Source organism: Citrobacter europaeus (assembly GCA_020099315.1).
GTDB classification, from domain to species: domain Bacteria; phylum Pseudomonadota; class Gammaproteobacteria; order Enterobacterales; family Enterobacteriaceae; genus Citrobacter; species Citrobacter europaeus.
Genome location: CP083650.1, coordinates 1,553,089 through 1,567,148, shown reverse-complemented (window position 1 = coordinate 1,567,148; position 14,060 = coordinate 1,553,089). Strand labels below are relative to the sequence as shown.

The window sequence follows — 14,060 nt, the reverse complement described above, 5'->3', positions numbered from 1 at the left end:
ATGAAATTTAAAGCTAATTCCATTAGAACATTAGATCGTTTTTTGAAATGTTGTGGTGGTCAAGAAAATATAACATTAGGTATCAAATTAGATGATTTAGGACCTGAAAAGCTAGTTGAAATTGGTTTTGGCGTTTCGCCAGAAGAAGGCCTATCGATAATACCAAGTGTTATTGGTAAGTTTACTAGTTTCAATGCTAACGGAAAGGAAATCCTACGACCTGATTTGCCAAAAGAACAATACAGCGTTTCATATACAAGCACTACATACGACTGGCATAGAAATCCTCATTATGGGATGCGCACACGAACAGCTATGCGGATAGCAAGAGAGCATATTCCAGCTCCTGCGATAATGATCTCTGTTGCTAAAACAAAAAATGGGACATACATAACTTCACCTTTACTACATTTATCCGAAGAAAATTCAGAGTTAAACATCCACATTATAAACTTAATGCTCGAATGTTTCGATGAGATAGAAATTTTAGATACAGAAAAAGAACCATTAATAACAACAAAATTCAAAAAAGTGTTATGGACTGTATTACCTAAAGGGAAATACCCATGGGACGAAATTTCGAAAATAATAGTTTCTAACACCCAAAAAACTTCAGCATCAGATAGCGATAGAGAGGTCATTGAATCCAGACTCAAGTTAATCAATGTCTACAAACCTGATTTCATTGCTACTGGTCATGCGGGATTCAACGGATATTTTATCTTTGGTTTTGAAAGTAAAAATATATACGTACTTGAAAGCATTTTTCTTGATAACGCAACTTACATTTTTAAAAAAGATTGGGAAATATTATCCCAATTAACTAAAGCAGAGATCATTAATGGTGACCTTGAATATGAGCGTATCGTTCATAATAAAGTTTGGAAGCGAGCAATAGGTGACCGCTTATCAAAGGCCTTAAGAACTTAAGTAGATGATGTTTGAATTTATGAAATTCATACATTGACCACTGTTCAAACATACAGTTAAATTTAGCCCTCAAACATGAGGGCTTTTTTATGGCAGTACGAAAACTCGACACAGGTAAATGGATATGCGAATGCTACCCCGCAGGGCGCAGCGGGCGGCGTGTGCGTAAACAGTTCGCCACCAAAGGTGAAGCATTGGCTTTTGAACGCCACACTATGGATGAGACGGAGGCGAAACCCTGGCTAGGTGAATCGGTAGACCGTCGGACGTTGAAAGACATCGTTGAACTCTGGTTCAAACTGCACGGCAAATCCCTTACCGCTGGCGAGCATGTTTACGACAAGCTACTCTTGATGGTCGATGCCCTCGGAAATCCTCTCGCTACAGATCTCAGTTCCAAATTGTTCGCACATTACCGTGATAAACGCCTAACGGGTGAAATTTACTTTAGCAACAAGTGGAAAAAAGGTGCCAGCCCGGTAACTATCAACCTTGAGCAAAGCTATCTTAGCGGCGTTTTTAGCGAACTGGCCCGACTAGGTGAATGGACAGCGCCGAACCCGCTGGAGAACATGCGCAAATTCACCATCGCAGAAAAGGAGATGGCCTGGCTGACGCATGAACAAATTACTGAGCTTTTGTACGACTGCAACCGCCAAAGTCCCCTACTCGCACTGGTCGTTAAAATCTGTTTGAGCACCGGAGCACGCTGGCGCGAAGCAGTGAACCTCACCCGCTCTCAAGTCACAAAATATCGAATCACTTTCGTCAGGACCAAAGGCAAAAAGAACCGTAGCATTCCGATCAGCAAAGAGCTGTATGAGGAAATCATTGCCCTTGACGGCTTCAGGTTCTTTACCGACTGCTATTTCCAGTTTTTATCTGTGATGGATAAGACCTCTATCGTGCTGCCACGCGGGCAGCTTACCCACGTTCTGCGCCACACATTCGCTGCTCACTTTATGATGTCAGGTGGAAACATCCTCGCCTTGCAGAAAATCCTAGGTCATCACGACATTAAAATGACTATGCGCTATGCTCATCTGGCACCAGATCATCTTGAAACTGCCCTGCGCTTCAACCCGTTGGCTACCCTGCCAAATGGCGGCAAAGTGGCGGCAGCGGTTGGCAATGCCCCGTAATCGCCACTCCTTATCACCAACCTAACTCATTGATTACATTGCAACTCATTGTTTTCACTAACCCGTTTACATAAATGGGTTTTTTGTTGCCTGTATTTTGCCTCCCTCCTTCCTCCCAGGAAATGTCGCCCTATATTTGCAGCACGCCGGTTATGGCACATACTTTTACTCGGTGCTTAATGGTGACGGGAGTAAGCTATGTTGCTCGCAGGCAAAGTCGCGGTGATCTTCGGTGGCAGCGGGGCTATTGGTAGTGCGGTTGCGCAGGCCATGGCGCGCGAAGGTGCCCATGTGTACCTGGGCGCGCGCAGTCAGGAAAAGCTGGATTGGACGGCCAGTCGCCTTCGAACAGCAGGCGGTACCGTCGATACCTTTATCACCGATGTACTCGACGAACACGACGCATCAAAACAAATTACTCAACTTGCGCAGCAAACCGGTGGAATAGATGTGGTAGTTAACGCGACCGGCTTTATGCATGAGCAGGGTAAGCGCATTGAGGCATTATCCCTCCCTGAGTATATGGGCGGTATCACCCCTTTCCTCTCGGCGCAGTTCAATATCGCAAAATCTGTAACGCCGCACATGGGCGGCGATCGAGCGGGTGTCATTCTCACCGTTGTCGCGCCCGCGGCCCCGATGGCGATGCCTGGACATCTGGGTCACATCGTCGGCTGTGCGGGAACAGAGGCATTTATTAAAGCGCTCGCCAGCGAACTGGGGCCGGCAAATGTTCGGGTCGTCGGCGTGCGATCACATGCGATTGTGGACGCGGTAGCGGCCGGCTCGTATACCGGAGAGATTTTCTCCGCAAAAGCGCAATCAATGGGTATAACCGTCGATCAATTGTTAGCGGGCGCGGCGCAAAGCACCATGCTCGGGCGCCTGCCTACGCTTGCTCAAATTGCTGAGGTAATGACCTTTCTGGCTTCAGACCATGCAGCAGCAATCACCGCCACGGTGGTGAATATTACCGGGGGCGCTACCCAGAGCTGACTGTCGCGGACAAGCCCGCTATACGCTCCACCATCAGCAAAATATCTTCTCGCTGCAGCGGTTTTTTGTCCGTGACAAAATGCAGCGTCATCCCTTCAATAAACGCATCCAGCGCCCGCGCCGTCACCGGGTCAAACCACTGCTCCAGCGTTTGTTGGCTGCGTAGCATCCAGTTTTGCATCACCGTTTTTAGCGCCGGTTTACGGCTGGCGAAGGCATATAACTGATACATGAGCTCCATGTTGTCAGGCGTGGTGACCTGAGAGCTGTAAATCATATCGGTAATAGCCTGGCAAGCCTGCGACGCATCCTTAACGTCGGCAAAAAAGGCCTGATACTGCAGCAGCATCCTGTCAGTAAAACGGCCAAACGCCTCCATCAAAAGCTCATCGATACCCGAAAAGTAATAGGTCATAGACCCTAGGGGCACCTGAGCAATTGTCGCAATCTTGCGATGTGTAACCGCATGAATACCATGGGCTATTACCGCATCCAGAGTTGCCTGAACTATTTTTTCCCGCCGCTGCGGATCGTTCGCACGTCGCACTGCATTACCTCTTCTTGCATTTGTGTACAAATGTACACAACCTTGCTAATGTTGTCTTCTTTCCTCTTTTCTTTGGCTCGAATTCATGACTGGCATCTCATCACGCAAAGCCTTAAGACGTCGTACCTGGGCGCTGTTCACGTTCTTCTTTTTACCAGGATTATTAATGGCCTCCTGGGCAACGCGTACCCCTGCCATCAGAGATATTCTCTCCATCTCCACCGCTGAAATGGGCGCGGTGCTATTTGGACTCTCTATCGGTTCGATGAGTGGCATTCTTTGTTCGGCCTGGCTGGTGAAACGATTTGGCACGCGTAAAGTGATCCGCACCACCATGTCTTGCGCAGTTCTCGGAATGGCAATCCTCAGCGGGGCGCTCTGGCTGCATTCCGCCTGGCTTTTCGCGTTTGGCCTGGGCGTATTTGGTGCCAGTTTTGGCGCGGCAGAAGTCGCCATCAACGTCGAAGGTGCGGCAGTTGAGCGCGAAATGAATAAAACCGTGCTGCCGATGATGCACGGTTTTTACAGCCTGGGAACGCTGGCAGGTGCAGGGGTCGGAATGATGCTTACCGCCTTCAGCGTCCCAGCGACCGCGCATATTCTGCTGGCGGCGATGGTTGCAATCCCCCCTATCTTCATCGCTATCAAAGCGATTCCTGACGGCACGGGTAAAAATGCCGCTGACGGAACTCACTCCGGCGAAAAAGGGTTGCCTTTTTATCGCGATATCCAGCTATTGCTGATTGGCGTCGTGGTGCTGGCGATGGCATTTGCTGAGGGTTCCGCCAACGACTGGCTTCCGCTGCTAATGGTGGACGGACATGGATTTAGCCCGACATCAGGCTCGCTGATTTATGCCGGCTTTACGTTGGGTATGACCGTTGGACGATTTACCGGCGGCTGGTTCATCGACCGCTATAGCCGCGTCGCGGTGGTGCGTGCCAGTGCGCTGATGGGCGCACTCGGAATTAGCCTGATTATTTTTGTCGACAGCTCCTGGGTGGCAGGTGTTTCCGTTATTCTGTGGGGACTCGGCGCATCACTGGGCTTCCCGTTGACCATTTCGGCTGCCAGCGACACCGGCCCCGATGCGCCAACCCGCGTCAGCGTTGTCGCAACGACCGGCTATCTGGCGTTCCTGGTAGGACCGCCACTGCTGGGCTACCTGGGTGAACACTACGGCCTGCGCAGCGCTATGCTGGTGGTGCTGGCGCTGGTGCTTGTCGCCGCCATCGTCGCAAAAGCGGTGGCGAAACCAGATCTCAAAAATACCACTGTGATGGAGAACAGCTAATGAGTATCAAATTAATTGCGGTCGACATGGACGGCACATTTTTAAGCGACCAAAAAACCTATAACCGTGAGCGCTTTATGGCGCAATATCGTCAGATGAAAGAACAAGGGATCCGCTTCGTGGTCGCCAGCGGCAACCAGTATTACCAGCTCATCTCCTTTTTCCCTGAACTGGCCAGTGAAATCTCTTTTGTTGCCGAAAACGGCGGTTGGGTGGTCAGTGAAGGCGAAGATGTTTTTAACGGCGAGCTGGCGAAAGACGATTTTCATGCCATCGTGCAGCATCTGCTGACCCGCACGGACATCGACATTATCGCCTGTGGTAAAAGCAGCGCCTATACGCTGAAGCAGTACAGCGACGAGCATAAAACTGTTTCCGCCATGTATTATCATCGTCTTGAATTTGTAGATAATTTTGACGATCTTAACGACGTTTTCTTCAAGTTCGGGTTGAATATTTCCGACGACCGTATCCCGCAGGTGCAGGCTGATCTGCATGAAGCCATTGGCGACATTATGGTGCCGGTGCATACCGGCTACGGCAGTATCGATTTAATTATTCCCGGCGTGCATAAGGCAAATGGTCTGCGCCTGCTGCAACACCGCTGGAATATTAACGACGATGAGGTTGTTGTGTTTGGCGATGGCGGAAATGATATTGAGATGCTGCGTCAGGCAGGATTTAGTTTTGCAATGGCCAACGCCCATGAGCCGGTTATCCAGGCGGCTAAATATCGCGCGGGGTCGAACAACGAAGAGGCTGTGCTGGATATTATCGACCGCGTGTTAAAGAATGAAGCACCGTTTACGCATTAATGCCTCAGCACAGACGGCAACAAAATAATGGCATGATCTATTCATAATCCGCCTCAAATTAACCCACTGGATTATTACTTCCGGTGAATATTTCAGGCGAGCGGATTATGAAGAAAAGTATACTGATGGCGACATTGTTGCTGGGTTTTGCGGGAACAGCATTTGCGCAAAGCGTTACTGTTGACGTTCCCAGCGGTTACAAGGTGGTGGTTGTACCCTCTTCCGTCAGCGTTCCGCAGGCGGTCAGTGTGACTTCCGCGCCGCAAACGGTGTATGTTGCTCCGGCACCTGCCCCGGCTCCTGTTTATCGCGCACATCCTTATGCGCGACATGTTGCAAGCGTCGGTGAAGGGATGGTTATCGAACATCAGATTGACGATCACCACTAAGTTGTCGCCAGGCCCGGGCAACCGGGCTTTAACCTTCCCGTGAATCCCCTACCCGTTTATCTTTCAGGAAGATAACCATCAGAATCAGCCACAGTACGCCGCTTGCCAGATTGAACAGGCTGAACAAACCGTTCCCTCCCAGCAGATAAGCGTGTTTACTCAACTCGATACCAACGGTAAAAATCAGCATCTGCAACATCCCCATGGCGGCGGAAACCGTACCTTTACTCATTTCACTGGCGAACAGCGTCAGACGTACCAGTCCCGCATTCGCCACGCCAATGCCAAACGCATAGATGCTCAAACCTGCCGTCATCCATAGATATGCATGGGATGATACCACCGTAGCCGCTGCGGCAATCACCAGCCCGACGGCGATTGGCCAGCCGCCCATGATAATCAGCGAACGTACGGTTTTGCGCGAAGTCAGGCGCGCCAGAACCAGGTTACCGGCAATCAGCGCGCCAAAAATCGGCACCTGCAACAGGCCATATTCGTAGCTGCTGAGATGTTCACCGCTAATGATGATAATCGGCGACTGCGCAATCCACGCCAGTAACGGCAGGCTGACAAACCCCAATGCCAACGCACCAGCCACGAAGCGCACATTCCTCAGCACCAACTTATAATCTTTGCCCAGCTCTTTAATGGATAACTTTTCGCCAAGTCGGGTTGCCGTTTCCGGCATCGCCCGTTGCAGACCAAAAAAGGAGATGGCGGCAAGAGCGGCAAACAGGATAAACATCCCTTCCCACGGCAGAATATGTACCCAGGCTGCGCCGACCAACGGACCCAGAAGTGGCGCAATCAGCGCTACGTTTGCCATCAACGCGGTTATTTTTATGCACACCGCTTCTTCAAAAGATTCCTGAATTGCGGCGTAACCCACCGCGCCAATAAAGCACAGGCTTATCCCTTGTAAAAAACGCAGGAAGGTAAACTGCTCAATATTCTGCGCAAGCAGGGTCGCAAGGCAGGTCACAATGAACCACAGCACACCGGTTAACATCACCGGGCGACGTCCAATACGATCCGACAGCGGTCCTAACAACCACTGCAAAAACATGCCGCCAGCCAGATAGGCGGTCATCGATGTGGGTACCCAATCTAATCCGGCGTTATATTGCTCCACCACCGCCAACATTCCGGGCTGGATCATATCGTTGCCGATATAAGTAGAGAATTCGTAAAGCACCAGACAGAGAGGGAAAAGTAATGCCTGACGCCCCAAACGGGCGCCTGAAGATAAACGGTTCTGCATGCAATCTCTTAACTATAGAAAAATCGCGCAAAGTGTAATAAATGCGCCGTACTGGTGATAGTGAATTATGTGATTTGAAAGCAAAATGCGCACATTTTTACACTCATTTGCTCAAGAACATTTTGCTTTAAGGTTAATTTAAGTTGAGGCCGCTATCATGCTCAATAAGTCTCATTAACTGTCTTAAAAATAGTCATTTAGCAGACAAATAAGACAAGACCGCTTTTTATTCCGTGAAAGCAATTTTATGCTCTCCCCCCTATGGGCCTTTAAACGATTACACTGAGTCTGGACGTTATGCTGGAAAATCTGAACAACTCACTTTTTTATCTCATCAATGCCACGCCGGACTCTGCGCAATGGATGATATCGCTGGCGATTTTTATTGCCAAAGACCTGATTAACATCGTGCCATTGTTAGCCGTTGTACTTTGGCTTTGGGGACCGCGCGACCAGGTTATGCTCCAGCGTCAGTTGGTCATCAAAATGGCGATTGCGCTCATCGTCGGGCTGACGATTTCATGGCTGATGGGACATCTGTTCCCCCACGATCGTCCGTTTGTTAACCACATCGGTTACAACTTCCTGCATCATGCAGCGGATGACTCTTTCCCGAGCGATCACGGTACGGTTATCTTTACCTTTGCCCTCGCTTTCCTGTTCTGGCATCGCCTTTGGACGGGCGCTCTGCTGATGGGCGTTGCCGTAGCAATTGCCTGGTCGCGGGTCTACCTTGGCGTACACTGGCCGCTGGATATGCTGGGAGGATTACTCGCCGGACTGATTGGCTGTCTGAGTGCCCAGATGATCTGGCAGCGCTTTGGCGCACCCCTGTATCTCGGCTTGCAAAATTGCTATCGCGCCTGCTTCGCTCTGCCCATCCGTAAAGGCTGGGTGCGTGACTAACCCACGGTAAAAAGAGTAATATTAAGCGCGGCACAGAGCACTTATTCTACTCTCCAGGGGAACTATGGAAACTCGACGCGATGAGCGTATTGGTCAATTACTGCAGGCGCTGAAACGCAGCGATAAATTACACCTCAAAGAAGCCGCGACGCTGCTGGGTGTATCCGAGATGACCATTCGTCGCGACCTGAATAATAACGATGCTCCCGTCGTCCTGCTCGGGGGCTATATTGTTCTGGAACCCCGCAGCGCAAATCACTATTTAATCAGCGATCAAAAATCCCGGCTGGTTGATGAAAAACGCCGCGCCGCCCTACAGGCGGCAAGCCTCGTTCAGGCGCACCAGACCATCTTTTTCGACTGTGGCACCACCACGCCGTGGATCATTGAAGCCATCGACAATGAAGTGCCTTTCACCGCAATCTGCTACTCGTTAAATACGTTTCTGGTGTTGCAGGAAAAACCGCAGTGCCGCGTTATTCTGTGTGGTGGCGAATTCCATGCCAGCAACGCGATTTTCAAACCGCTCGATTTCCAGGAAACGCTGAACAATCTGTGTCCGGATATCGCCTTTTATTCCGCGGCAGGCGTTCATATTGAGAAAGGCGCGACCTGTTTTAACCTGGAAGAGCTGCCGGTGAAACACTGGGCGATGTCGATGGCGCAGCATCACGTGCTGGTGGTCGATCACAGCAAATTTGGTAAGGTGCGCCCTGCGAGGATGGGTGAAGTAAAATGCTTTGATACCATCATCAGCGACAGCCGTCCTGACGAGGCGTTTGTTGAGTACGCGAAAGCGCAACGTATAAAGCTGATTTATTAAGAGATGCTGCCGGATGGCGATAGCGTCATCCGGCAAACGCGAAGATTAAGAGAACCAGCCACCAAACCACTGGTGGAATTTCATCATCACAAAGTCCCACATGCGGCTAAAGAATCCGCCCTCTTCAACGTCTTCCATCACCATCAGCGGACGCTGCTCGATGGATTTCCCGTTCAACTGGAAGTCGATAGTGCCCACAACCTGACCTTTCTTCAGCGGCGCGGTTAACTGTGGCTCGGTGAGGGTAAAGCTGGCCTTCAGGTTTTTGAGCTGACCACGCGGGATGGTCACCGAACCCGCTTCTCCAGCGCCCAAATTAACTTCGCTCTTATCACCAAACCAGACGCGCTGGGTCACGAAAGTCGCATCCGGCTTGATCGGCGTAACGGTTTCAAAGAAGCGGAAGCCCCAGGTCAGCAGCTTTTCTGACTCATTAAAACGAATGCGGTCGGTTTTCGCTCCCAGCACCACGGAGATCAGGCGCATATCGCCCTGAGTTGCGGAAGCCACCAGGTTGTATCCCGCCCCGGCAGTGGTCCCGGTTTTCATACCGTCCACGTTCAGGTTGGTACTCCACAACAGACGGTTGCGGTTCGGCTGGCGGATTTTATTAAAGGTAAACTCTTTCTCTTTGTGGATAGCATACTCTTCCGGTACATCGTGGATGAGCGCTTTCCCGAGCAGCGCCATATCACGTGCGGTACTGAACTGTCCTGCGGCATCCAGGCCATGCACCGTCTGGAAAGTGGTGTTGGTCAGCCCCAGTTTTTTCGCGTAGCCGTTCATCAGGCCAATGAAGGATTCCTGACTACCGGCAACGTAATCAGCAAGTGCAATACAGGCATCGTTCCCGGACTGAATAATAACGCCTTTGTTCAGATCGGACACCGCAACCTGATCGCCAGGTTTGAGGAACATGACCGACGAACCGCGCAGGGCCGGGTTACCGGTTGCCCAGGCGTCTTTGCCCACCGTGACCATGTCGTTGAGGTTAATTTTCCCGGCCTTTAGCGCCTGACCAACCACATAGCTGGTCATGATTTTGGTCAGACTGGCAGGGTCCAGTTTCTCATCAGCATTACCTTCCGCCAGCACTTTGCCGCTGGCGTAATCCATCAGGATCCACGCGCGCGCGTCCACGCTCGGTGGGGCCGTCGGTTGCTCCGCCGCCTGTACGGTCGGCGCCAAGAGGATTAAGAGTGCAGAACCTGCAGCAAAGCTGCGAAGTGAAGAGAAGTATTGCGTCATAAATGCCACCCGAGTATCCATTCCAAAAAACCACGTCATACCACACCGTGTTTACACAAAACCGGCCAAACGACCTCGGCCAACCCATGCAGAAAAGGTCTGATGGATGACGTGTAAAATAAGTGCGGTGAGTAATAACGCACTAACGAGCTTAAAGAAACCGTAAGTTGGTAAAGTTTTTAAAGTTTATGCAATAACGCCGCGCTGCGCTGCTCCTGGCACGATTTTTTTAGACTTTGTTGCGTAAATATTAGGTTTACCCCACCATGTGAGCTCGTCAGATGGCATCTGCAGCCATAAAGCTGCTCAATTAATTTGCGGGGTTACTATGATTACACTGTGGGGTCGCAATAACTCGACCAACGTAAAAAAAGTATTGTGGACGCTCGAGGAACTGGAACTGCCGTATAACCAAATTCTGGCGGGCGGACAGCATGGCGGTAACCGCGATGCCGACTATCTGGCACTGAACCCCAACGGACTTGTCCCGCTGCTACGCGATGATGAAACGGGCGTTGTTCTGTGGGAATCCAATACCATTGTCCGCTATCTGGCCGCTCAGTACGGACAAAAGCGTTTGTGGATTGATGCTCCGGCTGCGCGCGCTGTCGGTGAAAAATGGATGGACTGGGCGAACCAGACGCTAAGCCCTGCGCATCGGGTTATCTTATTTGGTCTGGTCAGAACACCTGCCGATCAGCGCGACACGGCGGCCATCGAGGCGGGCGCTCAGGTTTGCGATAACCTGTTTGCCATTCTGGATAACGCGCTGGCGGACCAGTCATGGTTCTCCGGAGCTGAATTTGGTACCGCAGATATTGCCGTTGCGCCGTTCATCTACAACCTGTTCAATGTTGGCCTGAGCTGGACCCCACGCCCACATCTGGAGCGCTGGTATCAACAACTGACCGAGCGCCCGGCGTTTCAAAAAGTCGTGATGATCCCGGTCAGCTAACCAGGTCAGGGACTCACTTTTAGTAATTCCCCGTCGGACTCGTCGGTTAATACATATAAATAACCGTCTGGTCCGACGCGGACATCACGGATCCGCTGCCCCCGTTCCTGTAAAAGACGACCGTCTTCGGTGACGGTATTCCCTTTGACGCTCAGCACAATCAGTTCTTTATCTTTCAACGCGCCGATGAACAACTTCTGCCGCCACTGAGGGAAGGCGTCGCTGTTATAAAAAGCCATTCCACTGACTGCCGGTGACTTTTCCCAGTAAAAGATGGGTTGCTCAGTGCCAGCAACAATTTGACCTTTTGCTTCCGGAATTTTAAGACCGCTGTAGTTAACACCCCAGGTCGCGATCGGCCAGCCGTAGTTTTTCCCTTTCTCCGGGATATTGATTTCATCGCCCCCGCGTGGACCATGCTCATTGAGCCACAGGGTATCGCTCCAGGGATTCATCGCCATGCCCTGCGGATTGCGGATACCATATGACCAAATCTCTGCCCGCTCCCCTGTCTTGCCCACAAACGGATTATCCGGCGGAATTTTCCCCTCGTCGGTCAGTCGTACCACCTTACCCTGCAGCTTATCCAGATCCTGTGCGCTGGCTCGTTGGTTATTCTCACCGAGGCCAATAAACAGATAGCCGTTACCATCAAATACCATACGTCCGCCAAAATGGTTTCCGGTAGAGAGCTTCGGCTGTTGGCGAAAAACGGTCTGGAATCCTTGCAGATGTTTGAGATCGTCGCTCAGCCGCCCGTAACCTACCGCCGTGCCGGCTTTACCTTCACTATCAGCTTCAGCAAAGCTCAGCCATACCCGGCGAGATTGTGCAAAATCCGGTGCTAACGCCACATCAAGCAGTCCTCCCTGACCATTTGCCCAGACTTTGGGCACGCCGGTCAGTGGGTCGGAAATCCCCTTATCTGGCTGCCAGAGTCGAAGCTGGCCGCCTTTAAGCGTAATGAGCATACCGCGATTGTCGGGTAAAAAAGCCAGCGACCACGGGTGATCGAGTTTGGTTTGCAGCACTTCCACTTTTACCGCGGCGGCATAAGTGGAAAATAGCGCAAGTGGAATAGTACAGAGAAAGAGTCGACGCATAACACCTCCTGAATAGCTCTGCATAAAGCGTAGCCAGCAAGGGGAATTATCCTGCCATATTTACATAATCTTAACGAAAAGGGGGAGCGCCCTCCCCCTGATTCAGACGTGTTCCAGCGTTGGATAAGATTGCAAACACTGGATACTCAGCGTCAGCGTTGTCAGGCAGTTTTCCAGTTTCTCTGCGTTAACGGCGATGAAGGTTGGACAATCGTGATGTCCACTCATAAGACAAACAGCTGCGGCGGCTAACGCCCCTTCAGCACGATGAAGGGCATTCCACTCTTCCTGATCAAGATGCATACCGTGAAGCTGTGATTGTTCGTGCAATTCGCGATTCAGCACAAAAAAATTATCACGCAGACGATCGCTCTCGCTAACTGACATGTAGCCTTTCGCTTTTCTCAACAGCAGATAAGCGGCAAGTTCGATACGGGCGTTTATCAATTTGTTGAGAAGATCGGTTCTCAGTCTGTCAACAACCATACTTTGTTCCTCCTCTTTCCAACCATGGTGCAACTTAATAGTATGGTTGTTTTTTGAACAAATAGATGTCCTACATCAACAAAGCTCAATTGATTAACATAATTTACAATGTTACAACTCCAGACGGTGTGCTCAGCGAAAATGGTCAGTGTCTGACTGGCCTGACATTTTTTGCTATACCTGATGTGATTACTGCCGTGGCGCTGATTATGAGGGGTGTATGTCGAAAGCAAATGATGCAGAGAAAATTCGCACGCTATCAAAAATTGATCTCAATCTACTGACGATTTTCTGCTTGATCTATAGCGTCGGCAGCATTTCCAGGGTCGCGGACATGTTGAACATTTCGCCCTCTGCCGTCAGCCAGTCCCTGAGAAAACTGCGAGAAATGATGGGGGATAATCTGTTCGTCCGCAGCGGAAATGCGCTGTTACCGACGGTCTACTCTGATGAGCTTTATGATAATACAATCCCAATTATCGACAAACTGTCGTCGCTGATGCCGCTTTCCACGCCTGCCGCCAAAAAAAGGCTAACGCTCTACACGGAATCTTTTATTTCCCCTATCGTCATTCCTGAAGTTACCGCCAGGATAATCGATACCGACGCCGATATCAGTCTCCTGCACCTCACCGCCGACCTGAATGAACAGAGCATTATTGAGTTATTGAATATGCGCCAGGCAGATGCCGTTTTTTCAACTTTTTCCGTTGAGTCAGCAAGCCTTTCATGCCAGAAAATATGCGATATGCGGCTGGTACTGGCGGCATCAAAAAATAACGCTTTATACGGCAGCACCATTAGTGAAGCGCAATTCAGAAACGCGAACCTGGTGGGTTATAATACCAAGAATGAAAAAATCATTTACCATCGCAGCATTGTGGATAAAAAATTCAGAACCGGGGAGCGCTGCCTGCTTACCTCATCATTTACGGCGATACTGACGATTGTCTCCAATACCCATTGTATAGGGGTGATCCCGGAAAAGGTATTTGCAACACATGCTCATCTGTATGGGCTGAAAAAAATAAACACGCCGTTTCCCCTGCCGCAATTTAGTGTGTTTGCTTCATCGCGCAAAGACAGCAATACCCATAAGATCCTCTCCCCCATTCTCGCCGATTTGCAAACTGCCTCCCTGTTATAAAATCCAGGGAGGCCCAGC

15 protein-coding genes are annotated in these 14,060 nt (G+C 50.5%); 10 read left to right on the top strand and 5 right to left on the bottom strand.

Going from position 1 to position 14,060, the window contains the following annotated elements; translation table 11 throughout:
- The 3 genes from LA337_07275 (at position 1) to LA337_07265 (ending at position 3,068) form a co-directional block, all read left to right on the top strand.
- Positions 1-930 (top strand): hypothetical protein, encoded by a 930-nt coding sequence (locus tag LA337_07275; GenBank protein UBI17487.1) that lies wholly within the window; start codon positions 1-3, stop codon positions 928-930.
- 89 nt (positions 931-1,019) lie between these two features.
- Complete coding sequence (locus LA337_07270) at positions 1,020-2,072, top strand: tyrosine-type recombinase/integrase (GenBank protein ID UBI17486.1); 1,053 nt, start codon at positions 1,020-1,022, stop codon at positions 2,070-2,072.
- A 198-nt stretch (positions 2,073-2,270) separates the two neighbouring features.
- Entirely contained in the window at positions 2,271-3,068 is a 798-nt protein-coding gene (locus LA337_07265) for an SDR family oxidoreductase (GenBank protein ID UBI17485.1), read from the top strand.
- Here LA337_07265 and LA337_07260 read toward each other — a convergent pair.
- A complete protein-coding gene (locus LA337_07260; protein UBI17484.1) occupies positions 3,055-3,615 on the bottom strand; it encodes a TetR/AcrR family transcriptional regulator in 561 nt (186 codons plus the stop codon). The two genes, LA337_07265 and LA337_07260, sit on opposite strands and share 14 nt — an antisense overlap.
- Before the next feature lie 85 nt (positions 3,616-3,700).
- Here LA337_07260 and LA337_07255 point away from each other — a divergent pair, with 85 nt between their 5' ends.
- The 3 genes from LA337_07255 to LA337_07245 all read left to right on the top strand — a co-directional run bounded on the left by LA337_07255 (position 3,701) and on the right by LA337_07245 (position 6,113).
- Entirely contained in the window at positions 3,701-4,909 is a 1,209-nt protein-coding gene (locus tag LA337_07255) for an MFS transporter (GenBank protein ID UBI17483.1), read from the top strand.
- Positions 4,909-5,724 carry a Cof-type HAD-IIB family hydrolase gene (locus LA337_07250; GenBank protein ID UBI17482.1) on the top strand — a complete coding sequence of 272 codons (816 nt, stop codon included), beginning with the start codon at positions 4,909-4,911 and terminating at the stop codon, positions 5,722-5,724. The genes LA337_07255 and LA337_07250 overlap by 1 nt, the downstream gene beginning before the upstream one ends.
- 107 nt (positions 5,725-5,831) lie before the next feature.
- Positions 5,832-6,113 carry a hypothetical protein gene (locus LA337_07245; protein ID UBI17481.1) on the top strand — a complete coding sequence of 94 codons (282 nt, stop codon included), beginning with the start codon at positions 5,832-5,834 and terminating at the stop codon, positions 6,111-6,113.
- A gap of 28 nt (positions 6,114-6,141) precedes the next feature.
- Here LA337_07245 and LA337_07240 read toward each other — a convergent pair whose 3' ends face one another.
- Complete coding sequence (locus LA337_07240) at positions 6,142-7,374, bottom strand: MFS transporter (GenBank protein UBI17480.1); 1,233 nt, start codon at positions 7,372-7,374, stop codon at positions 6,142-6,144.
- Positions 7,375-7,671: 297 nt separating this feature from the next.
- Here LA337_07240 and ybjG point away from each other — a divergent pair, with 297 nt between their 5' ends.
- Both ybjG and deoR read left to right on the top strand, forming a co-directional pair.
- Positions 7,672-8,280, top strand: a complete 609-nt coding sequence (gene ybjG / locus LA337_07235; protein ID UBI17479.1) for an undecaprenyl-diphosphate phosphatase — start codon at positions 7,672-7,674, stop codon at positions 8,278-8,280.
- A 64-nt stretch (positions 8,281-8,344) separates the two neighbouring features.
- Positions 8,345-9,103, top strand: a complete 759-nt coding sequence (deoR, locus tag LA337_07230; protein UBI17478.1) for a DNA-binding transcriptional repressor DeoR — start codon at positions 8,345-8,347, stop codon at positions 9,101-9,103.
- Between the two features lie 45 nt (positions 9,104-9,148).
- On the opposite strand, the gene dacC is transcribed toward deoR, so the two are convergent.
- Positions 9,149-10,351 carry a serine-type D-Ala-D-Ala carboxypeptidase gene (gene dacC / locus LA337_07225; protein ID UBI18415.1) on the bottom strand — a complete coding sequence of 401 codons (1,203 nt, stop codon included), beginning with the start codon at positions 10,349-10,351 and terminating at the stop codon, positions 9,149-9,151.
- Positions 10,352-10,679: 328 nt separating this feature from the next.
- Between dacC and LA337_07220 the strand changes: the two genes are divergently transcribed.
- Positions 10,680-11,306: a glutathione S-transferase family protein gene (locus tag LA337_07220; protein UBI17477.1), complete on the top strand. Its 627-nt coding sequence runs from the start codon at positions 10,680-10,682 to the stop codon at positions 11,304-11,306.
- A gap of 5 nt (positions 11,307-11,311) precedes the next feature.
- On the opposite strand, the gene LA337_07215 is transcribed toward LA337_07220, so the two are convergent.
- A complete protein-coding gene (locus LA337_07215; protein UBI17476.1) occupies positions 11,312-12,409 on the bottom strand; it encodes a PQQ-dependent sugar dehydrogenase in 1,098 nt (365 codons plus the stop codon).
- A 102-nt stretch (positions 12,410-12,511) separates the two neighbouring features.
- The gene (bssR, locus tag LA337_07210; protein ID UBI17475.1) at positions 12,512-12,895 is read right to left on the bottom strand and encodes a biofilm formation regulator BssR; all 384 of its coding nucleotides are present in this window, start codon (positions 12,893-12,895) and stop codon (positions 12,512-12,514) included.
- Between the two features lie 220 nt (positions 12,896-13,115).
- Between bssR and LA337_07205 the strand changes: the two genes are divergently transcribed.
- Positions 13,116-14,042, top strand: a complete 927-nt coding sequence (locus LA337_07205; protein ID UBI17474.1) for a LysR family transcriptional regulator — start codon at positions 13,116-13,118, stop codon at positions 14,040-14,042.
- Positions 14,043-14,060: the final 18 nt, after the last annotated feature.